Origin of the sequence: Aromatoleum toluclasticum ATCC 700605, assembly GCF_000378245.1 — a bacterium.
Classification (GTDB): domain Bacteria; phylum Pseudomonadota; class Gammaproteobacteria; order Burkholderiales; family Rhodocyclaceae; genus Aromatoleum; species Aromatoleum toluclasticum.
The window spans coordinates 534,600-556,765 of the sequence record NZ_KB899491.1; the positions used below are offsets into that span (position 1 = coordinate 534,600).

Annotated in this window: 19 protein-coding genes; 14 read left to right on the forward strand and 5 right to left on the reverse strand. The window is 69.8% G+C overall.

The window, feature by feature from the left end:
- From F464_RS0102490 to F464_RS0102555, 14 genes are all read left to right on the forward strand, one after another.
- Positions 1-1,404, forward strand: coding sequence for an O-antigen ligase family protein (locus tag F464_RS0102490; RefSeq protein ID WP_018988195.1), 1,404 nt, complete (start codon positions 1-3; stop codon positions 1,402-1,404).
- Complete coding sequence (locus F464_RS0102495; RefSeq protein WP_018988196.1) at positions 1,401-2,840, forward strand: hypothetical protein; 1,440 nt, start codon at positions 1,401-1,403, stop codon at positions 2,838-2,840. The genes F464_RS0102490 and F464_RS0102495 overlap by 4 nt, the downstream gene beginning before the upstream one ends.
- Complete coding sequence (locus F464_RS0102500; protein WP_018988197.1) at positions 2,837-3,448, forward strand: serine O-acetyltransferase; 612 nt, start codon at positions 2,837-2,839, stop codon at positions 3,446-3,448. Before F464_RS0102495 ends, F464_RS0102500 begins: the two co-directional genes overlap by 4 nt.
- Positions 3,445-4,650 carry a glycosyltransferase gene (locus F464_RS0102505; RefSeq protein ID WP_018988198.1) on the forward strand — a complete coding sequence of 402 codons (1,206 nt, stop codon included), beginning with the start codon at positions 3,445-3,447 and terminating at the stop codon, positions 4,648-4,650. Before F464_RS0102500 ends, F464_RS0102505 begins: the two co-directional genes overlap by 4 nt.
- Positions 4,647-5,843 carry a glycosyltransferase family 2 protein gene (locus F464_RS0102510; RefSeq protein WP_018988199.1) on the forward strand — a complete coding sequence of 399 codons (1,197 nt, stop codon included), beginning with the start codon at positions 4,647-4,649 and terminating at the stop codon, positions 5,841-5,843. The genes F464_RS0102505 and F464_RS0102510 overlap by 4 nt, the downstream gene beginning before the upstream one ends.
- Positions 5,840-6,589, forward strand: a complete 750-nt coding sequence (locus F464_RS0102515; RefSeq protein WP_018988200.1) for a WecB/TagA/CpsF family glycosyltransferase — start codon at positions 5,840-5,842, stop codon at positions 6,587-6,589. The genes F464_RS0102510 and F464_RS0102515 overlap by 4 nt, the downstream gene beginning before the upstream one ends.
- A complete protein-coding gene (locus F464_RS29795) occupies positions 6,586-7,659 on the forward strand; it encodes an SGNH/GDSL hydrolase family protein (protein ID WP_157353518.1) in 1,074 nt (357 codons plus the stop codon). Before F464_RS0102515 ends, F464_RS29795 begins: the two co-directional genes overlap by 4 nt.
- Before the next feature lie 7 nt (positions 7,660-7,666).
- Complete coding sequence (locus F464_RS0102525) at positions 7,667-9,088, forward strand: MBOAT family O-acyltransferase (protein ID WP_018988201.1); 1,422 nt, start codon at positions 7,667-7,669, stop codon at positions 9,086-9,088.
- Positions 9,089-9,128: 40 nt separating this feature from the next.
- Complete coding sequence (locus tag F464_RS0102530; RefSeq protein WP_018988202.1) at positions 9,129-10,166, forward strand: glycosyltransferase; 1,038 nt, start codon at positions 9,129-9,131, stop codon at positions 10,164-10,166.
- Positions 10,167-11,663, forward strand: a complete 1,497-nt coding sequence (locus F464_RS0102535) for a lipopolysaccharide biosynthesis protein (RefSeq protein WP_018988203.1) — start codon at positions 10,167-10,169, stop codon at positions 11,661-11,663.
- Between the two features lie 61 nt (positions 11,664-11,724).
- Positions 11,725-12,543, forward strand: a complete 819-nt coding sequence (locus F464_RS0102540) for a polysaccharide pyruvyl transferase family protein (protein ID WP_018988204.1) — start codon at positions 11,725-11,727, stop codon at positions 12,541-12,543.
- A gap of 47 nt (positions 12,544-12,590) precedes the next feature.
- Positions 12,591-13,913 carry a UDP-glucose dehydrogenase family protein gene (locus tag F464_RS0102545; RefSeq protein WP_018988205.1) on the forward strand — a complete coding sequence of 441 codons (1,323 nt, stop codon included), beginning with the start codon at positions 12,591-12,593 and terminating at the stop codon, positions 13,911-13,913.
- A 118-nt stretch (positions 13,914-14,031) separates the two neighbouring features.
- A complete protein-coding gene (locus F464_RS0102550; protein WP_018988206.1) occupies positions 14,032-15,123 on the forward strand; it encodes a sugar phosphate nucleotidyltransferase in 1,092 nt (363 codons plus the stop codon).
- A 257-nt stretch (positions 15,124-15,380) separates the two neighbouring features.
- Positions 15,381-15,560: a hypothetical protein gene (locus F464_RS0102555; protein WP_018988207.1), complete on the forward strand. Its 180-nt coding sequence runs from the start codon at positions 15,381-15,383 to the stop codon at positions 15,558-15,560.
- 45 nt (positions 15,561-15,605) lie between these two features.
- Here the strand turns inward: F464_RS0102555 and F464_RS0102560 are convergent, their stop codons facing one another.
- The 5 genes from F464_RS0102560 to F464_RS0102580 all read right to left on the reverse strand — a co-directional run bounded on the left by F464_RS0102560 (position 15,606) and on the right by F464_RS0102580 (position 22,144).
- Entirely contained in the window at positions 15,606-17,663 is a 2,058-nt protein-coding gene (locus F464_RS0102560) for a M3 family metallopeptidase (RefSeq protein ID WP_018988208.1), read from the reverse strand.
- 167 nt (positions 17,664-17,830) lie between these two features.
- The gene (locus tag F464_RS0102565; RefSeq protein ID WP_018988209.1) at positions 17,831-18,604 is read right to left on the reverse strand and encodes a DUF2189 domain-containing protein; all 774 of its coding nucleotides are present in this window, start codon (positions 18,602-18,604) and stop codon (positions 17,831-17,833) included.
- 225 nt (positions 18,605-18,829) lie between these two features.
- Entirely contained in the window at positions 18,830-19,765 is a 936-nt protein-coding gene (locus F464_RS0102570; RefSeq protein WP_018988210.1) for a phosphoribosylaminoimidazolesuccinocarboxamide synthase, read from the reverse strand.
- A 283-nt stretch (positions 19,766-20,048) separates the two neighbouring features.
- Positions 20,049-21,338 carry a DUF3422 family protein gene (locus F464_RS0102575; RefSeq protein WP_018988211.1) on the reverse strand — a complete coding sequence of 430 codons (1,290 nt, stop codon included), beginning with the start codon at positions 21,336-21,338 and terminating at the stop codon, positions 20,049-20,051.
- Positions 21,339-21,451: 113 nt separating this feature from the next.
- Positions 21,452-22,144: an OmpA family protein gene (locus F464_RS0102580; RefSeq protein ID WP_026295685.1), complete on the reverse strand. Its 693-nt coding sequence runs from the start codon at positions 22,142-22,144 to the stop codon at positions 21,452-21,454.
- Positions 22,145-22,166 lie beyond the last annotated feature (22 nt).

Consider the following 22,166-nt stretch of genomic DNA (forward strand, 5'->3'; position numbering starts at 1 on the left):
GTGGGCTACGCGGTGCAGTCGCCTTCTCCTGTCCTGCTCACCGGTGGCGCGCTGATCGTCGCGCTGGCGGTCGGCATGGCGCTGCCGCTCTACGCGGAGGCGATGTCCGGGAGCGCCGTGCGCCTGCTGGCCCTGCCGGCGCTGCTGGTGCTCGCGATCCTGTTCCTGTACGACCGGGTCCTGCTGCTTGCGCTGGTCCTGCTGTTCCGCGCGGCGGGTGACCTCGTGTTCGAGAGCACCCGCGTGGAGCTGGGCGGGCTCGCGATCGGCTTCGGCGGGCTGGTGAATGCCTTCGTGATCCTGATCGCGGTGCTGCTGGTCGCGGCGCGGCCGGACCGCTTCCCGCGGCGCATCGCCGCACCGTGGGCGGCCTTCCTGATCGCTGCGCTGATCGGAGTGGGGATTGCGCCCAATCTCGGCGAAGCGGTGCGCGGCTACCTCGGCCTGCTGTCCTATTTCGCGGTTTTCGTCAGCGCCTTTTACTTTGTGAAGGGCGAGGGCGATTTCAAGGTGTGCGTGAAGCTCGTGCTGCTGTCCTCGCTGCTGCCGGCTGCCTACGGCTTGGTGGAACTCGGCCTGCATGGGGCGGCCGGTGGCCTGCACGCCTTCCGGCTGAAGAGCACCTTCGCCCATCCCAACATCTTCGCGTTCTACCTCACGCTGGTGCTGCTGGTGGCGCTGTACGCGCTGAAGAGCCCCGCGGTGGTGCTGAGGCCGCTGCGCCGCACGCTGCTTACGGCCTACGTGCCGCTGCTGCTGGGGCTGCTGCTGCTGACGCAGACGCGCAGCGCCTGGGTCGCCTGTTTCGCGATCTTCGCGCTGTATGCGTTGCTGTTCGAGCGCCGCTACCTCATCTATCTGATGCTCGCGCCGGCGCTCGCGCTGCTCGTGCCGGGCGTGCGCGAACGCGTGCTGGAACTGGGCAGCGGCAACGAGATCGTGCAGTACGCGAAGCTCAATTCCTTCGCGTGGCGCCTGCAGATCTGGGAGTACGGCCTGCGCTGGATCCGTCCCGATCACCTGCCGCTCGGCTACGGCCTGGGTGCGTTCAAGCACTTCGCGCCGGTGTTCTTCCCCTACTCGGGCGGGGTCAATTTCGGCGCGCACAACATCTACGTGCAGATCCTGTTCGAACTCGGCGCGCTCGGGCTCGCGGCCTTCGCGTGGCTGTTCGCACGCCTGTTCGGGACGCTGCGGCGCATGGCAGTGGTCGACCGGTTGGGCGCCTTCGTCGCGATCGCGCTGGTGGTCGAGTACCTGATCATTTCGGCGTCGGACAACGTCCTCGCCTATCTCGCCTTCAACTGGTACGTCTGGTTCGTGCTCGGCGCAGCGTGTGCCGTCGCGCTGAGCCGGGCGGAAACCGGCAAGGGCACGACGCACATGGAAGGAGACAGGGCATGAGGGAAATCATCCGCGGGCGCACGCCCGTGCGCCGGGCCTGTTCAGCCTGGCTGTTCGCGTGCGGCGCCGCGCTGGCGGTCGTCGGCGGCAACGCGGGGGCGCAATCCAACGGCCAGGCGTGGGGCAGCTACGAGACGCCCTTCGCCGCGACGTCGGCGTGGAACAGCCGCCCGGTCGGGCCGCGGTTCGGCGACTTCGTCATCCCGAAGTCGGACTACTACCCGTCGATCGCCGAAGGCGCGTGGTCGACCGGGGTGTTCCTCGCCGGCGCCGACGATGCGCCGGTGACGGTGGTCGGGCTGCCGAACAGCAAGGGGGTGTGGGATCCGGACGCCGCCGTGTATCGCACGGTCGCGATTCCGCGCTGGCCGGAAGGGGTGATTCCGGCCAGCGCCGCGGACGGCCATGCCGACATCGTCGACCCGCTCGCCGGCATCGTCCACTCCTTCTACAAGCTGCGCCAGTCGGAGGGGCAGTGGATGGCCGCGCAGTACGCCTGGACGCGCCTCGACGGCCGCGGCTGGGGCGACCCGGCGCACTACTTCCAGGGCGCGCGCGCGGCCGCGGTGCCGACCTCGGGCGGTCTCATGCGCAAGCACGAGATCGATGACGGGCGGCCGCTCTACCGCCATGCGCTGGCGATGTCCTTGACCTACAACGCGCTGTCGCCGAACCCGACCTACGTCTTCCCGGCCACCTCGGCCGACCGCGACGCCGCAACGACCAACACCGGCCAGATTCCCGAGGGCGCGCTGGTGATGCTGCCGCCGGAGTTCGACGTGCAGACCATCCGCACCGCGGCCGTACGCAAGGTCGCGGAGACGCTGAAGACGTATGGCGCCTACATCGTCGACCGCAACCGCGGCACGCCCTATGTGATCTACGTCGAGAACGGTTCGGGCTTCAGCCTGCATCGCGGCGGCTGGAACACCGTCGCCGCGGCCGACCTCGAGCGCATCCGCATGGGCTTGCGGCAGGTCGTGTCGGTGGAGGGCTGGGTGGATGGCAGCGAGCGCCCGGTCGAGCCCGATGCGAACCTCAACCTGCTCTCCATGCGCGGCCCCTGGACGCGCCAGAGCGGCACGGCGTCGGGCAGCTTCGAGACCTGGGAGCAGGCCGTCGTGTTCGCGCCGGCCGAGGGCACGACGGTGATGGTGAACAGCAGCGGCCGCAGCCTGCATCCGGTCGCGTGGGCGCTGCCGGTCGCCGGGCAGGGCTATCGGCTGCGCGCGATCGCGACCGGCGGTGCGCGCCTGCGCTTGCAGCTGCGCGACAAGGCGAGCGGCGCGACGCTGTTCGACAGCAAGGAGCTCAACAACGACGAAGTGGCCGATTTCGTGTGGCCTGCCGGCACGGTGACGCCGGTGGTGAGCGCGATCAGCGGTGCGGGGGGCGCCTCGACGGTGCGCGGCGAACTGCTGAGGACCGGCCAATGAAGCAGCGCGTGATCCATGCGGATCCCGACTGGGCCGCGGACCTGCGCCGCTACGGCCAGCGCCGTCCCTTCCTGAAGGAACAGTCGATCTGGGCGGTCGCCGTGTACCGCTTCGGCCGCAGGGTCGATGCGCGGGCGCAGGGGGGCGCGAAGCGGCTGCTGACCGCGGCTTACTGGCTCGCCTTCCGCTTTGTCGAGACCCTGGCCGGCATCAGCCTGCCCAAGGCCGCGCGCATCGGCGGCGGGCTGCGCATCTGGCACTTCGGCGGCGTGTTCGTGCATCCGGCGACGGTGATCGGGCGCAACTGCACGCTGCGCCAGGGCGTGACGATCGGCAATCGTCACGAGGGTGGCGCGGCGCCGGTGATCGGCGACGACGTCGAGTTCGGCGCCTACGCACAGGTGCTGGGGGGCGTGCGCATCGGCAAGGGCGCGCGCATCGGCGCGCTGTCGGTGGTGCTGTGCGACGTGCCCGACGGCGCGACCGCGGTGGGCGCGCCGGCGCGCATCGTCAGGGAACGCGCGGCGCCGCGGCCCGACACGGAACAGGAGAGGAACGGCGTGGAAGGCGTGGAAGGCGTCGCACTTGTCGCGGAGGGCGGACGTTGAGGATCGCCTACCTGATCAACCAGTACCCGAAGGTGAGCCACAGCTTCATCCGCCGCGAGATCCTCGCGCTCGAACGGCAGGGCTTCGACGTGCTGCGCGTGGCCGTGCGCGGCTGGGACGCGGAGCTGGTCGACGCCGAGGATCGCAGCGAGCAGGCACGCACGACCTACCTGCTGCAGGACGGCATGGGGGCGCTGGCGAAGGCCGTCATGCAGGCCGCGCTGCACAGTCCCGGCCGCTTCTTCGCCGCATTGCGTCTCGCGCTGCGCATGGGGCGGCGCGCGGACCGGCCGTGGCCCTACCACCTGATCTATCTCGCCGAGGCCTGTCGCGCCTTGCCCGCGCTGCGCGACTTCGAAGTGCGCCACGTGCATGCGCACTTCGGCACCAACCCGGCCGAGGTCGCGATGCTGATCGAGGCGCTCGCGGGCGTGCCCTACAGCTTCACCGTGCATGGCCCCGAGGAATTCGACAAGCCGGGCTTCCTCGGCACCGGCGAGAAGATCCGGCGTTCGGCCTTCGTCGTCGCGATCAGCTCCTTCGGCCGCAGCCAGCTCTTCCGCTGGGCTGCGCACCGCGACTGGGATCGCGTGAAGATCGTGCATTGCGGGCTGGAGCCGGCCTTCCACACCGTGCCGCCGACGCCGCTGCCGGCCGCGCCGCGCCTGGTGTGCGTCGGCCGCCTGTGCGAGCAGAAGGGGCAGTTGCTGCTGGTCGAGGCGCTCGCCAGGCTGGCGGAGAAGGGCATCGACTTCGAGATGGTGTTGGCCGGCGACGGCGAGCTGCGCGGTGAAATCGAGGCGCTCGTCGCCCGGCACGGCCTGCAGCGCAGCGTCCGCGTCACTGGGTGGATCAGCAGCGAGCAGGTGCGCGACGAGATCCTCGCCGCGCGCGCGCTGGTGCTGCCGAGCTTTGCCGAAGGCCTGCCGGTGGTGATCATGGAGGCGCTGGCGCTGCGCCGGCCGGTCGCCACCACCTTTGTCGCCGGCATCCCGGAACTGGTTCGGCACGACGAGAACGGCTGGCTGTTTCCCGCCGGTTCGGTCGATGCGCTGGCCGCTGCGCTCGAGACGGTGCTGGCGACCCCGGCCGCGGAAATCGAACGCATGGGCGAGGCGGGGCGCCGGCGGGTGCTCGAACGTCACGACGTCGATCGCGAGGCGGCCAAGCTCGGTAACTACTTCTACGGGGCCCGCGCATGAGCATCGTGTCCGCGCTCCTCGCGACCGTCCTCGCAAGCTTCCCCGCGCTGCTCCTCGTGCCGGTGGCCCTGCTACTCGTGCAGGTCCTCGCCGCACTGCCGCCGCGCCGGCGCCGGCCGGTTCCGGCTGCGGCGAGGCCGCGCGCCGCGGTGCTGGTCCCGGCCCATGACGAAGCCATCGGCATCGCCGCGACGGTCCGCAACATCCGTGCCCAGCTCGCCGACGGCGACCGCGTCGTGGTCGTCGCCGACAACTGCCGCGACGACACCGCCGTGCTCGCCCGCGAGGCCGGCGCCGAGGTCATCGTGCGCGAGGATCCGCAGCGCCGCGGCAAGGGCTATGCGCTCGACTTCGGCATGCGTTACCTGGACGTCGCGCCGCCGCAGGTGGTCGCGATCGTCGACGCCGACTGCCGCCTCGCCGACGGGGCGCTGGACCGTCTCGCGCGCACCTGCGGCGCGAGCGGACGTCCGGTGCAGGCGCTGTACCTGATGTACGCGCCGCCCGGCGCCGGTCTCAAGGCGCGCATCGCCGAGTTCGCGTGGGCGGTGAAGAACCATCTGCGCCCGCTCGGTTATGCGCGGCTGGGCCTGCCGTGTCAGCTGATGGGCTCCGGCATGGTCTTCCCGTGGGCGACGCTGCGCGCGGCCGAGCTCGCGAGCGGCCACATCGTCGAGGACCTCAAGCTGGGGCTCGAGCTGGCCGAAGCGGGCCAGGCGCCGCTGTTCTGCCCCGACGCGCGGGTGGGCAGCGAATTCCCGCGCTCGATCGAGGGCGTACGTTCCCAGCGCACGCGCTGGGAGCACGGCCACCTCGCGATGATCGCCGGCGCCGCGCCGCGCCTGCTGCGCGTGGCATTCGCCCGCCGCAACGGACGCCTCGCGGCACTGGTGCTCGACCTGTGCGTGCCGCCGCTCGCGCTGCTGACGCTCACCGTCGTGGCGGCCTTCGCGCTCACCGGCGTGCTCGCCGCGGTGTCCGGCCTGGTCCTGCCCTTCGCGCTGGCCGCGCTCGCCTGCGCGCTGCTTGCGGCGGCCGTGCTGCTGGCCTGGGCCGCCTGCGGGCGCGACATCGTTTCCTTCGCCGATCTCGTCCGTGCGCCGCTGTATGCGCTGTCGAAGATCCCGCTTTACCTGCGCTTCCTCGTCCGCCGCCAGGTCGACTGGGTGCGCTCCCGCAGGGATGTCCCATGAATCCGCCATCCGACGTGCAGGCGCGCTGGTCGCAGGTCCTGAATCGCCTGCTGACCATCCCCTCGGAAGACGACGCCATCCGGCTCGCCGACGAACTGGCCGCCGGCCGGCAGCCGCGCATGCTCGCCTTCGTCAATGCCCACGCGATGAATTCCGCCGTCGGCGACTTCGAGTTCTACAAGGCGCTGTGCGATGCGGACGTGCTGCTGCGCGACGGCTCGGGCATGGCGATGCTGTTTCGCATGCTCGGCGGCGAGCCCGGGCTGAACATGAACGGCACCGATTTCATCCCGCGCCTGCTCGAAGCGTATCGCGGTCGGCGCGTCGCCCTGTGGGGAACGCGCGACCGCTGGCTCGCCGCCGCCGCCGCGCGCTGCGAGGCCGAATTCGGTGTCGAGATCGTGTCGTGCGAGAACGGTTTCCATGCGCCCGCCCATTACTGCGACGCAGTGCGGCGCGCCAGGCCCGAGCTGATCGTGCTCGGCATGGGCATGCCCCGGCAGGAGTGCGTCGCCCGTCTCCTGCGGGCGACCGCGACGGGCGGGCCGCTGATCGTGTGCGGCGGCGCCATCCTCGATTTCCTCGGCGGCAAGGTCGAACGCGCGCCTCGTTGGGTACGGCGCGCGGGCATGGAATGGGCCTACCGCCTCGTGCGCGAACCGCGCCGCCTGTTCCACCGCTACGTCATCGGCAACCCGCTGTTCATGCTGCGGGCGTGGCGTTGCCGGGCGGCATGGGCACGATGAAGCGCGCAGCCGGAACCGGCCGGCGCATCGGCGCAGTGGTCCTCTCGGCCGCGCTGATCTTCGTCGCCCTCGAGACCGCGCTGCAGGTGCGCTCGCAGCTGCGCTTCGGCCAGAGCGTGTTCAACGCGCTGCGCGGCGAGACGCGCTACGTCGAGGACGAACGCACGGGGCTCAAGCTGCTGCGTCCGAACCGGGTCTTCCCGGGGCAGGATGTCGAGATCCGGACCAACAGCCTCGGCCTGCGCAGCCCCGAGGTCTTGCCCGCGCGCGAGCCGGGCAGCCTGCGCGTCGCGGTGGTCGGCGCCTCGACGGTGATGGGCGAGCTCGCACGGCGCAACGAAGGCACCTTCCCGGCCCTGCTCGGCGAGCGCCTGCGCGCACGCTACCCGCAGCGCAAGGTCGAGGTCGTGAATGCCGGCATCTCCGGCGCTCGCCTCGCCGACCAACTGCGCATGCTGGAAAAGGTCGTACTGCCGCTGCGGCCGGACCTCGTCATCGTCTATCCCGGTTTCAACGACTTCGCCGACTATTGCCGCGACGCGGCCTCCGCGCCGACGGCGTCGCGCCAGGGCCTGCCGCTGCTGAGCCTGCCCGGCTGGCTGCTCAGCATCGACGCGGTGCGCCGCCACACCGTGTTCCTGCGCGCCGCCTCGCCCGGCAGGCAGGCCATGCGCGACCCGGCCGAGGTCGACCTCGCCCCCTATCGCGCGCGGCTGGACGGCCTGGTCGCCGCCGCGCGCGGCGCGGGCGTGCCCTTGCTGCTCGCGACCAACGCGCGCGCCTACCGCCCCGAGCAGCCGCTCGAGGAGCAGATGCGCCTGTCCGAGCAGGCGCGCTATTTCAACCCGTGCTTCGACGTGGCCGGCCTCAACGCGCTCTACGACCGCCACAACGGCGAGATTCTCGACGCCGGCCGCCGCCTGGGCGTGCCCGTGCTGCCGCTGCACGAGCGCATCCCCGGCGGGCGCGCGTACTTCGCCGACGCCAGCCACTTCACGCTCGCGGGCGAGCGCCTCGCCGCCGACACCATCTTCGCCTTCCTCGTGAGCCGCGGCCTGCCCGGCGCCTGATCCCGCAATGTCCTTCCAGTCCCTGCATTTCCTGCTGTTCCTGTGCGTCGTGTTCGCGCTGAACCGGCATTTCCTGCAGCGCCTCGACGCGCGCAAGAACGTCCTGCTCGCCGCCAGCTACTACTTCTACATGTGCTGGGACTGGCGCTACGCGGGCCTGCTGCTCCTGATGAGCGCGGTGAACTTCGTCGCCGGGCGCGGGATCGAGGACAGCCCCACGCCCCGCGGCCGCAAGCGCTGGCTCGCCTTCGCGCTCGCCGTCTCGCTGAGCGTGCTGGCCTGCTTCAAGTACCTGAACTTCTTCATCGACAGCGCCGCGCGCCTTGCCGCGTCCTTCGGCTTCGAGGCCGACCTGCCGGTGCTGCAGCTGCTGCTGCCGGTCGGGATATCGTTCTTCACCTTCCAGAGCCTCTCCTACACGCTGGACATCTTCCGCGGGCGCGAGCGCGCGACCGCGAGCTTCCGCGACTTCGCCCTCTTCGTCGCCTTCTTCCCGACCGTGCTATCCGGCCCGATCACGCGCGCGCGCCAGTTCCTGCCGCAGCTCGAACAGCCGCTGCCGGACAGCCGCGAGCGTGCCGAGGAAGGCCTGGTGCTGATCCTGCGCGGCTTCGTGAAGAAGATGGCCTTCGCCGACGTGCTCGCCGTGCAGCTGGTGAACCCCGCCTTCGCGTCGCCGGCCGACTACTCGCCGCTGTTCCTGCTCGTCGCCGTCTACGCCTTCACCTTCCAGCTCTACATGGATCTCTCGGGCTACACCGACATCGCGCGCGGCGTCGCCAAGCTGCTCGGTTTCGAGTTGCCGGCGAACTTCGACCGCCCCTACCAGGCGCTCAGCGTGTCCAACTTCTGGCAGCGCTGGCACACCTCGATGTCGGGCTTCTTCCGCGACTACCTGTACTTCGGCGTCGGCGGCTCCAAACATGGCAACGTCTATGTGAACCTCTACATCACCTTCATCGCGATCGGCTGCTGGCACGGCGCGGGCTGGAACTTCGTGCTGTACGGCGTCATCCACGGCAGCTGCGTGTGCTTCGACCGCTGGCGCCGCGGCCGGCGCGAGGCGCGCGGACTGCCCGCCGAACCGCAGGGGGCGGCGGCGCGCCTCGTTGCGATGCTCCTGACCTTCCAGATCGTCGCGCTGTCGCGGATCCTGTTCCGCGCACCCGACCTCGACAGCGCCGCCGCTTATGTCGCAGCGATGCTGCAGCCGCTCGCCGCGGGCGCCGCTCCTTTCACCGCCGTCGGCCTCGCGACCCTGCTCGTCGCCGTGCTGCTGCACTACCTGCCCCCGCGCCTCTTCGAGCATGCCGCGCGCGGCTACCTGCGTGCGCCGGTGGTGCTGCAGGGCGGGGCACTCGCCGGTCTCGCGCTCGTCCTGCTGGCCTTCTCCTCCGGCGGGGCCTCGTTCATCTACTTCCAGTTCTGAGCCCGCAACCGGGCCGGGACGACAATATCCGGAGACATCAATGGGAGCCAGCCTTGCAATCGACACCACTCCAGCGCCCATCCGCGTGCTGCAATCACTGCGTCAGCAGGCCGACGACAACCCCTACGTGAAGCAGGTCGTCGCGGCCGTGGCCCGGCACGCCGACGTTTCCTGGTTCTCCTGGCGCGCGGCGCTGTTCGGGCGCTACGACGTGTTCCACGTGCATTGGCCCGAGTTCCTGCTGCGCTCGCCCGAACGCCGCCGGCCGCTGCAGTACGCGCTGTTCCTCGCGCTGATCGCGCGCATCGCCGTGTCGGGCCGCCCGGTCGTGCGCACGCTGCACAACCTCGAGCCGCACGAGGGCGCGAGCCGGTTCGAACGCTTTCTGCTGGAACTCCTCGACCGGCGCACGCGCATGTGGATCCGCCTCAACGCCGTCACGGCAGACCGCGCGCCGCAGACCGTGACGATCCTGCACGGCCATTACCGCGACTGGTTCGCGGAGCTCGAGGTGCCCGACCCCGTGCCCGGCCGTCTGCTGTACTTCGGCCTGATCCGGCCCTACAAGGGCGTCGAGGCCCTGATCGACAGTTTCGTCGCCCTGGACCCCGGGCTCGCGCCCGAGGCCGAGCTGCGTATCGTCGGGAATGTTTCCGCCGAAACGCTGCGCCGCCACATCGTCGAGGCGTGCAACGTCGACCCGCGCATCGGCGCCCTGTTCGGCTATGTGGATGACGCGATCCTGGCGAAGGAAATCGGCCAGGCGGAGCTCGTCGTGCTGCCCTTCCGGCGCATGCTCAACTCCGGTTCGCTGCTGCTCGCGCTGTCCCTCAACCGTCCGGTGCTGGTGCCGCGCAACGAGGCCAACGAGGCACTGGCCGAGGAGGTCGGTCCAGGCTGGGTGCTCATGTACGACGGCGACCTCGACGGCGACGTGCTGCTCGGCGCGCTGTGGCAGGTGCGCAACGCCCCGCGCGCGCCGATGCCCGATCTCTCCCGGCGCGACTGGGTGGACGCCGGTGAGCGCCATTACCGCAGCTACCTCGCCGCGCTCGGCGGCGAACCGGTCGAGCGCTGAATGAGCGCCGGCAACGTCTCCGCCGCGGCGACCGTGGCAGCGTCCCCGCCCTCCGCCCCGCTGGGCCGGCTTGCCGCACGCGGCGCGCTGCTCACGATGAGCGGGCAGGCGTGCAAGATCCTGCTGCAGTTCGGCGGCATCGTCGTGCTCGCGCGCCTGCTGTCGCCCGGCGACTACGGCCTGCTCGCGATGGTCACCGCGATCGTCGGCATCGGCGAGGTGCTGCGCGACTTCGGGCTCTCGTCGGCCGCCGTGCAGGCGCCCAGCGTCTCGGCCGCACAGCGCAGCAACCTCTTCTGGATCAACAGCGCGATCGGCCTGCTGCTTGCACTCGCCGTGTTCGCGGCGGCGCCGGCGATCGCGGCCTTCTACGGACAGCCCGCGCTGCAGCCGATCGCGCAGGCGCTCGCGCCGACTTTCCTGCTCAACGGATTCGCCACCCAGTTCCGCGCCCAGCTCAACCGCGACATGCGCTTCGGCCGGCTCGCCGTGGCCGAGGTCGGCGGGCAGGCGTTCGGCCTCGCCGCCGGCGTCACGCTCGCACTGCGCGGTCACGGCCACTGGGCGCTCGTCGCCCAGCAACTCGGCCAGGCGCTGGCGACCCTGCTGCTCCTCGCCGTGACGAGCGGCTGGCGCCCCGGCTTGCCAAGCCGTGGCGCCGACATGGGCGCCTTCCTGCGCTACGGCAGCAACCTCATGGGCACCCAGCTCGTCGTCTACGCCAGCCGCAACATCGACGCGCTGCTCATCGGCCAGCGCTTCGGCGCCGAGCTGCTGGGCCTCTACAACCGCGCCTACCAACTGCTGATGCTGCCGCTCAACCAGATCAACGTGCCGGCGACCTCGATCGCGCTGCCGGTGCTGTCGCGCCTGAACGACGACCCGGCACGCTACGCGCGCTTCCTGCTGCACGGGCAGTCGGTGATGCTGCATGCGACGGTGGCGATCTTCGCCTTCGCCTGTGCGCAGGCCGAACCGCTCATCGTGCTCGTGCTCGGCCCGCAATGGGCCGCGGCAGTGCCGATCTTCCAGATCCTCGCCGCCGGCGGCGCCTTCCAGGTCGCCGCGCAGGCAAGCTACTGGGTCTTCCTGTCGAAGGGGCTGACCGGCTCCAACCTGCGCTTCACGCTCGTCTCCCGCGTCCTGCTGATCGCCGGCATCGTCTTCGGCGCGCAGTGGGGCACACAGGGGGTGGCGACGGCCTACTCGCTCGGTGTCGCGCTCGCGTGGCTCGGCGGCCTCGTGTGGCTGCGCGGCTCCGGCGCGCCGGTCGCTGCGATGGGCGGCAACGCCCTGCGCGCGATGCTCGCCTACGGACTGTGCGGCCTCGCCTCGGCGGCGCTGTCGCTGACGTGGGCGAGCTCGCTCGGCGGCCGCCTCGCGGTCGGCGCCGGGACGATGCTCGCCGCCTTCCTGCTGCTCCTCGCGCTGTGGCCGGCCTTCCGCCGCAGCGTCACCGACGTCCTGCGCAGCCGCAGCCTGCTGCGTGCCGCCTGAGAAACGGGCCTTCGGCGCACCCACCCCACCCATCCGACCCTCACATCAGTCGCAAGGAACGATGCTCAAACGGATCAAGAACCTCTTCGGCCCCGCACCCGTGCCGCAGACCCCCGTCTCCGCGCCGCTGCCCTACCGCCACGTCTCGCTGTTCCACTGGCGGCCGGCCAACGGCAGCGTGAACTTCGGCGACCATCTCGCGCAGGTCCTCGTCTCGCGCGTGCTCGCCCTGCGCGGGCTGACGCTCGATGACCAGGTCGAGCAGTCCGCGCGCCTGCTCGCGATCGGCTCCATCCTGCACTTCGCGACCCATGACGACGTTGTGTGGGGGTCGGGCGTCAACGGCAAGGTGCCCGATTCCGCCTTCACCGCGCAGCGGCTCGACATCCGCGCGGTGCGCGGCCCGCTCACCGAGGAATTCCTGCGCAGCCGCGGGCACCGCGTACCGTCCGTATATGGCGACCCCGCGCTGCTCGTGCCGCACCTCTTCGCCGGCCGCTTCCGGACCACGGGCGAGAAGCCGCACGTGTTCGTCCCCAACCTGCACGACCTCAGGCTCGTCGCCGGCAAGCCCGACGTCGTGTCGCCGCTCGCAGGCTGGAACGTCGTCGTCGCCGAGATCCTCAAGGCGCGCCTGGTCCTCGCCAGCTCGCTGCACGGGCTCGTGATCGCCGAGGCCTTCGGCATCCCCGCGCGCTACGTGCGCCTCAGCGAAACCGAGAACCTCTTCAAGTACCGCGACTACTACTACGGCACCGGGCGCACCGACTTCGAATACGCGAGCTCCATCCCGCAGGCGCTGGAGATGGGCGGCATGCCCGCCTTCGCCTTCGATCCGCGCCCGCTCCTCGGCGCCTTCCCGTGGGACCTGTGGCGCTGAAGCGATGAAATCCAGATCCATGAATTGCAGATAACAGGGAGACCCGAATGAAACTCACCGTCATCGGCACCGGCTACGTCGGCCTCGTGTCCGGCGCCTGCCTCGCCGACGTGGGCAACGAGGTCCTGTGCCTCGACCTCGACGCCGCCAAGATCCGCATCCTCGAGGAAGGCGGCATCCCCATCCACGAACCGGGCCTGCTCGAGATCGTGCGGCGCAACGTCGAAGCCGGACGCCTCGCCTTCACCACCGACATCGAGCGCGCCGCGCGCCACGGCGAGATCCAGTTCATCGCCGTCGGCACCCCGCCCGGAGAGGACGGCTCGGCCGACCTGCAGTACGTGCTCGCCGCCGCGCGCAACATCGGCCGCCACATGGACGGCTACCGCGTGATCGTCGACAAATCCACCGTCCCGGTCGGCACCGGCGACAAGGTGCGCGCCGCAGTCGCCGAAGAGCTCGCCGCGCGCGGGGCGGAGCTGCCGTTCTCAGTCGTCTCCAACCCCGAGTTCCTCAAGGAAGGCGCGGCCGTCGACGACTTCATGCGCCCCGACCGCATCGTCGTCGGCGCCGACGACGAACGCGCGATCGAGCTGATGCGCCGCCTCTACGCGCCCTTCCAGCGCAAGCACGAAAAGCTCGTCGTGATGGACGTGCGCTCGGCCGAGCTCACCAAGTACGCCGCCAACGCGATGCTCGCGACCCGCATCAGCTTCATGAACGAGCTCGCGAACCTCGCCGAGGCGCTCGGCGCCGACATCGAGCTCGTGCGCCAGGGCATCGGCTCCGATCCGCGCATCGGCTGGCATTTCCTCTATTCCGGCTGCGGCTACGGCGGCTCGTGCTTCCCCAAGGACGTCAAGGCGCTGATCCGCACCGCGGCCGAGCACGGCTGGGCGCTCCATGTGCTGTCCGCGGTCGAGGCGGCCAACGAGGCGCAGAAGCACGTGCTCGTCGACAAGATCGTGCGCCGCTTCGGCGAAGACCTTTCGGGGCGCCGTTTCGCGCTGTGGGGCCTCGCCTTCAAGCCCGACACCGACGACATGCGCGAGGCGCCCAGCCGCGTGCTGATCGAGGAACTCTTCCGCCGCGGTGCGAGCGTGGCCGCGTACGACCCCGTGGCGATGCGCGAAGCGGAGCGCATCTTCGGCGACGACCCGCGCCTCAGCTACGCCGGGCGGCCGAAGAGCGCGCTCGAAGGCGCCGACGCGCTCGTGATCGTCACCGAATGGAAGGAATTCCGCAGCCCCGACTTCGACGCGATCCGCAGCCGCCTGCGCCAGCCGGTGATCTTCGACGGCCGCAACCTGTACGAGCCGGCGCGCGTGCGCGACGCCGGCATCGAATACTTCGGCATCGGGCGCGCCTGAGCGCGTTCCGCCCGTCCCCGGTCGATCCGCTACAAGCCTTCGCCCCGAGCGACGCAAGCCGCCGCGCGGCGAGGGCCGTGTTTTCAATCAAGAGAGAGGTTCCCTTATGGCAAAAGCAATGATCCTGGCCGCAGGGCAGGGCACGCGGGTGCGCCCGCTGACGAAGAACGTGCCCAAACCGATGGTGCCGATCCTCGGCAAGCCGGTGCTGGAATACCTGATCGAGCATCTCGCGCGCTTCGGCGTGAAGGAGATCATGATCAACGTCGCCTTCAACCACCACAAGATCGAGGACTACTTCCGCGACGGCCACCGCTGGGGCGTCGAGATCGGCTACTCCTACGAAGGCGTGCGCGACCACGGCGAGATCGTCCCCAAGGCGCTCGGCTCGGCCGGCGGCATGCGCCGCATCCAGGACTTCGGCGGCTTCTTCGACGAGACCACGCTGGTCATCTGCGGCGACGCGCTGATCGACCTCGACATCGGCGCGGCGCTCGACGAGCATCGCCACAAGAAGGCGCTCGCCAGCGTGGTCACGCTCGAAGTGCCGCGCGAGCAGGTGCAGAACTACGGCGTCGTCGTCACCGATGCGAACGGCCGCGTGAAGTCCTTCCAGGAAAAACCCGCGCCTGCCGCCGCGAAGTCCACCCTCGCGAGCACCGGCATCTACATCTTCGAGCCCGAGGTTTTCGACCTGATCCCGCCGGGCCGCGAGTTCGACATCGGCAGCGAACTGTTCCCGCTGCTCGTCGCCGAGGAGCGCCCCTTCTACGCGCAGACCCGCTTCTTCAACTGGATCGACATCGGCCGCCTGACCGACTACTGGGCCGTGCTGCAGCGCGTGCTGCGCGGCGAGGTCGCGCAGATGGACATGCCCGGCAAGGAGGTCCGGCCGGGCGTGTGGGCGGGCCTCAACACATCGATCGAATGGGACAGCGTGCAGATCGTCGGCCCCGTGTATATCGGCTCGGGCGTGCGCATCGACCCGGGCGTGTCCGTCATCGGCCCGACGTGGATCGCCCACGGCAGCCACCTGCGCGCCGGCTCGCGCGTCGAGCGCAGCATCCTGTTCGAGTACACGCGGGTGGGCGAAGGGCAGCGCTTCAGCGAGAAGATCCTCTCGCCGCAGTACTGCGTGGACCGCTCGGGCGAGACGTTGTACGTCGGCGACGACCGCACCGAATTGCGCTGGGGCGACGCCCGGGCCTGAGTAAGGCGTGCGAGCCGTCACGGGCGGGGAGCGGAGGAGGCCGCGCCCCTGCTCATCCGCCCTGCCGGCGGCTTTTGCTGCCTGCCTGCGCACCTTGGCACGCAGGCCGAAACATTTCGCTTTCTACTCCCGAAACTTTTTGGTATCTGTGTGTCTGAAGACTTACCGGCAAGTGGCGCAGATCGTGCTTCATGTCTTGCCGAGGGGCAGCAACCTGCCCTGCGAGCGTTCGTGCTTGCCCTCAGGAGATTTCGATCGTGGAACATCAAGGAACGGAGCAGCGCATCGACTGGGTGATGCGCCAGTACGTGGAAACGATCATCCAGTACCTCGCCCGCGGCGGCGACCGGGGGAGCGCACGAACGAACATGACCGAGCGCGGCGTTCCCGTTCCGGTGCAGGACCGCGTGTTCGAAGGTCACGCCGCGCTGCAGTGATCCGCGGGGCCGGGAGCGCTGCTGCACAGCGCTCCCCTTGGGCCCTTAAGCGGCCACCATGCCGTTGTGGCGCAGCAGCGCATCGACGCGCGGCTCGCGTCCGCGGAACGCCTTGAAGGAATCCAGCGCCGGTCGGCTGCCCCCCACGGCGAGGATCTCGCGCCAGAAGCGCTCGCCGGTCGCGCGGTCGAGCAGCGTCGCCTTGCCCGCGCCCGCCTCCTCGAAGGCCGCGAACGCGTCGGCCGACAGCACCTCCGCCCACTTGTAGCTGTAGTAGCCCGCCGCATAACCGCCCGCGAAGATGTGCGAGAAGCTGTGCGGGAAGCGGTGCCACGCGGGCGGGAACATCACCGCGACCTCGCTCCGCACCTCGTCGAGCAGCGCCATCACCCGTTCGACCGGCACGGGACCGGCGGAAGCATCGACTTCGCCGTGCAGGCGCAGGTCGAACATCGAGAACTCCAGCTGGCGCACCATCTGCATGCCGCTCTGGAAGTTCTTGGCCGCGATCATCTTGTCGAACAGCGCGCGCGGCAGCGGTGCGCCGGTATCGACGTGCGCCGTCATGCCGGACAGCACGTCCCACTCCCAGCAGAAGTTCTCCATGAACTGGCTGGGCAGCTCGACCGCGTCCCACTCCACGCCGTGGATGCCCGACACCGCGAGATCATCGACGCGCGTCAGCAGGTGGTGCAGGCCGTGGCCGCACTCGTGGAACAGCGTCAGTACGTCGTCGTGCGTGAAGGTCGCCGGCTTGCCGCCGACCGGGCCGGGGAAGTTGCACACCAGGTAGGCCACCGGCGTCTGCACGCCGCGCATGTTCGAGTAACGGCTGCGTGCCGAGTCCATCCACGCCCCGCCGCGCTTGGTCTCGCGCGCATGCAGGTCGAGGTAGAAGTGTCCGACCGTCTCGCCCGCCTTCTCGATACGGAAGAAATGCGCGGCCGGGTCCCACTTCGGCGCCTCCTCGGCGACGATGTCGACGTCATACAGGCTGCGGATCACGCCGAACAGCCCCTCCAGCACCTTCGGTTCGGGGAAGTACTGCTTCACCTCCTGTTCGGAGAACGCATAGCGCGCCTGGCGCAGCTTCTCCGATGCGTAGGCGAGGTCCCACGGCTCGAGCGGGTCCAGGCCCAGTTCGGTGCGCGCGAAGTCCTGCAGCGCGGCCAGATCCTGTTCGGCGAAGGGCTTCGCCTTGGCCGCGAGTTCGCGCAGGAACTCGAGCACCTGCGCGGGCGATTCCGCCATCTTCGCGACCAGCGACACCTCGGCGTAGCTGCCGTAGCCCAGCATCCTCGCCTCCTCGGCGCGCAGCGCGAGGAGGCGGCCGATGAGCGGGCCGTTGTCGAGTTCGGCCTTGCCCTGCTCCGACGCGCGCGTCGCGTAGGCGCGATACATGCGCGCGCGCAGCGCCTGGCTGTCGGCATACTGCATCACCGGCAGGTAGGAAGGCATCTGCAGCGTGAACTTCCAGCCCGGCTTGCCTTCGCGCTCGGCGGCGTCGCGCGCGGCGTCGATTGCGTCCGCGGGCAGGCCGGCAAGTTCGGCCGCGTCGGTGATCCACTCGGCGTGGGCGTTGGTCGCGTCGAGCAGATTCTCCGAGAACTTCGCCGCCAGCGCCGACATCTCCTCCTGGATCGCCTTGAAGCGCGGTTTGTCCGCGTCGGGCAGCTCCGCGCCGGAGAGGCGGAAGTCGCGCAGCTCGTGGTCGATGATGCGCCGGCGCACCGGCGGCAGCTGGTCGTATTCGGCGCTGTTGAAGAGCTGGCGATACTTTTCGAACAGCTCCAGGTTCTGCCCGACCTCGGCGTAAAAGCTCGACACCTCGGGCAGCAGCGCGTTGTAAGCCTCGCGCCACTCGGGCACGTCCATCACGCTGTGCAGGTGGCCGACCACGCCCCAGGCGCGGCCCAGGCGTTCGCCTTCCTCGGTGAGCGGCGTGACGAAGTTCGCCCACGTGGGCGGCGCCGCGTCGGCGACGAGTTCGGCGATCAGCGCGCGCTCCTCGTCGATGAGCTGGCGGATCGCCGGTGCGACATGTTCCGGCCGGATCTCGTCGAAGCGCGGCAGGCTGGTGAAATCGAGCAAGGGATTGGGCATGCGTTTCTCGGCTGGCGCAATGATTGTTCTGGAATGGGCGGGAGCCGCGCTGCGAGTCGGGCGCGCGCACAGCTCCGGCCGGTCATTCTAACCGCAGGGGCCGTGCCGCGCCCGCGGGCGTGGCGGGGATCGGCGCCCCCGTCGCACGCGGGAACGCGCTTGCCGGCTTACTCGACGAGATCCTTGTAGGCATGCCAGGTGGCATGGCCGACGAGCGGCAGCAGCAGCACCATGCCGATCATCATCGTCGCAAAGCCGAGTCCGATCAGTGCCACGATCAGCGCCGCCCATACCGCCATCGCGCCGAGGTTGAAGCCGACCGCACGGGCGCTGGTCATCATCGCCGTTACCATGTCGCTGCTGCGGTCCATGAGCATCGGCACCGACACCACGGACAGTGCGAACACCAGGCCGGCAAGTGCTCCTCCCACGACGAAGTAGGAGACGACAAAATGCACGTAGTTGCCCGACAGGAACACGTCGCGGAAGAAGTGCGCCAGATCCGGCGTGTCGCCGTGGTAGAACAACGCGAACAGGATCGCCGACAGGCGCTCCCAGCCGAGCAGCACGAAGGCGAGGAAGGCGCCGTAGTACAGCAGATGGTCGCCGTGCTGGCGCAGCCCCTTCAGCGAGTCGATGAGGCCCGCCGCTTCACCGCGCTCGTGGCGGCGCGACAGTTCATACAGGCCGGCCGCGGCCAGCGGCCCGACGAGGAAGAAGCCCGAGACGGCTGCCGTGAACAGATAGGGCATGTCCGTCGCGTAAGCGAGGATCAGGTAGCCGAGTACCGCGAAGATCAGCCCGTAGCTCAGGCTCGCGCCCGGATTCGCGAGCATGTCGTCCCAGCCCATGCGCAGCCACACGAGCGGTCTCGATGCTTCGACCTGCCGCACGTGGGGCAGGTGGAAATGACGGTCGAGGGTATTGTAGGACTTGTCCATGGCAGCCTCCTTGGGGTTGGAAGTACCAGAGGGCGGAGCCGTCCAGCGCAGCCGCGATGGGGGTAAGCCCCCGGTGGAGTCTTAGAGCGGCCGGGGGGGGGGCAAGTTCGCAAGCGGCACGGTGCGGCTCGCGCGCCGGGTGGCGGACGAGAAAAGGCCCGCCGTCCCCGGACTCGAGCCGGGAAGGGTGGGCCGGGAAGGACGGGCCGGGCGCCGGCCGCAGGCTCAGGACAAGGTCTGGCCGGTCAGGCGCTCGTAGGCTTCGCGGTATTTCGCGGCGGTGCGGGCGATCACTTCCGCGGGCAGCGACGGTCCCGGCGCCTTCTTGTTCCAGGTCAGCGTCTCGAGGTAGTCGCGCACGTACTGCTTGTCATAGCTCGGCGGGCTGATGCCTTCGCGGTAGCTGTCGGCCGGCCAGAAGCGCGAGGAGTCGGGCGTCAGCGCCTCGTCGATGAGGTGCAGCGTACCGGCCGCATCGACGCCGAACTCGAACTTGGTGTCGGCGATGATGATGCCGCGCCCCGCAGCGTAGTTGGACGCCTCGGTGTACAGCGCGATCGCCGCGTCGCGCGCCTGGCTGGCGAGCTGGGCGCCGTTCTTGCCTGTCCCCGCGAGCTCGTCGACGAGCGCTGCGGCACAGCGCGTCTGTGCCTGCTCGAAGGAGATGTTCTCGTCGTGATCGCCGACGTCGGCCTTCGAGGCGGGCGTGAAGATCGGTGCCGGCAGCTTGGCCGCCTGCTTGAGGCCCGCCGGCAGCTTGATGCCGCAGATCGCGCCGGTGTCCTGGTAGTCCTTCCAGCCCGAGCCGATCACGTAGCCGCGCACGACGGCCTCGATCGGCAGCGGCTTCAGGCGCTTCACGACCAGCGCGCGGCCGCGCACCTGTTCGCGCTCGCCGGCGGCCACCACCGACTCCGGATCGATGCCGGTGAGCTGGTTCGGCACGATGTGGCCGAGGCGCGAGAACCAGAAGTTCGCCATCGCGGTCAGCACGCGGCCCTTGTCCGGAATCGGATCCGGCAGGATCACGTCGAAGGCGGAGAGCCGGTCGCTGGTGACGATCAGCAGCTTGTCGGCATCGACGGCGTAGATGTCGCGCACCTTGCCGCGCCCAAGCAGCTGCAGGCTCTTGATGGAGGATTCGAACAGGGGAGTGGCCACGATGGGAAGCTCTTTCAGGGCAAAACGCGATTATAGGACAGCTTGCAAGCTACTCGTCTCTCCGGCCGCAGCGAAGCCGAGGCGATCGCGCGCACGCGGGACGGGAGACTGAGACTCAAAGATCTCTGTGAGCTGATTCCAGGCAATCGCACGCACGCGGCGCTGGGGGGTATCTGTGGGAGCGGCTTCAGCCGCGAATTCACCGGCTGGGCGCTCCCGGGGCCGATTCGCGGCTGAAGCCGCTCCCACATAGCCGCTCCCACGGCGGGCCGCGCCGGCGCGCTCAGTGCCCGCCTTCCTCCGCCGCGAGCTGGCGGCGCATGCGGCGCAGCCCCAGGGCGACCAGGCCGGCGATCAGCGGTATCGACGCCGCCGTCACGAGCTCGGGCGTGGCCGGGTGGATGTAGTCCTTCACCCCTTTCGCGAGGTATTGCACGAGCTGCGAGCCGTAATACGTGATCGCGACGACCGACAGGCCTTCCACCGTCTCCTGCAGGCGCAGCTGCAGCTTCGCGCGGCGGTTCATCTGGCCGAGCAGCTCCTGGTTCTGGCGCTCGAGCTCGATCTCCACGCGCGTGCGCAGCAGCTGCGAGTTGCGCACGATGCGGCTCGACAGATCCTCCTGCCGCCGCGCGACCGTCGCGCAGGTGTCGATCGCCGGCGTCAGGCGCCGCTCCATGAACTCGCGTACCGGCGGGTAGCCCTTGACGCGCAGCTCGCGCAGATCGTCGATGCGCTGGCGCACCAGCCGGTAATAGGCGGCCGCTGCGCCGAAGCGGTAGGTCGTGCGTGCAACCGAACGTTCGACGTGCGCGGCGAGTCGTGTCAGGCGGGCGAGCACCTGGCGGTCGTCCTCGGGGGTGTTTGCCGCGCCCATCGCATCCATCAGGTCGGCCAGTTCGTCCTCGGCGAGCGCGAGCAGGCGCCCGACCTCCTTCGCGACCGGAAAGGCGAGCAGGGCCATCACGCGGTAGGTCTCGATCTCGAGCAGGCGCTGCACCGTGCGGCCCGCCTGGCGCGGAGTCAGCGAAGCGTCCAGGACGAGGAAGCGCGAGAAGCCGTCGGCGATCTGGAAGTCCGTGAAGACCCAGCCCGCGCCGTCGGCGATCTGCGATGCGACCGAGGTCGTGCCCGTCGGCGAAAGCTGTGCGAGCACCGTCTCGGGGGCGACCTCCTCGACGCCGCGCAGCTCGACGTGCGTCGCGACCAGCAGCTGGCCGGGGATCTCGCGTCGCCATGCGGCAGGCACGTCGAGCAGCGGATGGTCGTCGCTCGCGCCGCTGAAGTCGATCCGGCGCACGAAGGTGTAGCTGGTGAATTCGTTGTGGCGTTCCCACTTCAGGCGGAATCCGCCGGCATCGAGGAAGACGTGCCCGGACGAGGTGTCCGGTGGCCGCAATTCGAACTGTTCGGCGAGCAGGTGCAGGTGGTCCGCCTCGCGTTCGGCGCTGCCATCGACGTGCAGGAACGCGAGATAAGTGACGAACTCCGGCGTTTCCAGCGTGACCGGAGGCCGCGCATGGACTTCGTCGTTCAGTTTCTGGCGTAGCGGATATTCGTCGAACAAGGGCATGGAGCGGCGGAGGGGTTGGACGCGCTAGGTTAGCTGCCGCGGGGCGATAACGAAAGCCCCGCCGCACCGGGCATGGCTGCCGCGGGCAGGGCGGGGCTGCAGGGGCGTTGCGATCAGTAGCGTGGTGCGGGCGCCGGCTGCATCGTGCCGGGCTGCTGGGCCTGCGCGGGCACGATCAGCACTTCGACGCGGCGGTTCTGTGCGCGCCCCTGCGGCGTGCTGTTGTCGGCGACGGGGCGCGATGCGCCGTAGCCCACGGCCACCAGCCGGTTAGCGTCCACGCCGCGCTGGCCCATGTAGCTGCGCACGGCCTCGGCGCGGTTCTCGGACAGCGTCTGGTTGAAGCTCGCCGAGCCGGTCGAGTCGGTATGGCCCTCGATCTGCACGACGGTGTCGGGGTATTGCTGGATGCTTTGGGAGACGCGCGTCAGCACCGGCTGGAATTGCGGCTTCACGTCGGCGCGGCCGGTGTCGAAGGTGATGTTTTCGGGCGCCTGCAGGCGGATCGTGTCGCCCTGGCGCTGCACCTGCACACCGGTGCCGGCCATCTGCTGGCGCAAATCGGCTTCCTGTTTGTCCATCTGGCGACCGACCAGGCCGCCGACGGTCGCGCCGATCGCGGCGCCGACCAGGCCGCCCGTCGTGCGGTTGCCCGAACCTGCGACGACGTTGCCGAGGATCGCACCGGCACCGGCGCCGATGGCCGCTCCGCGGGCGGTTTGCGCGTTTTCGCCGTAAAAGGGGTTCTGCGCACAACCGGCGACCGTGAGGATCGACAAGGCCGTGACGATCAATGTTTTTTTCATTATTGCCTCCTGGGTTGAAAAG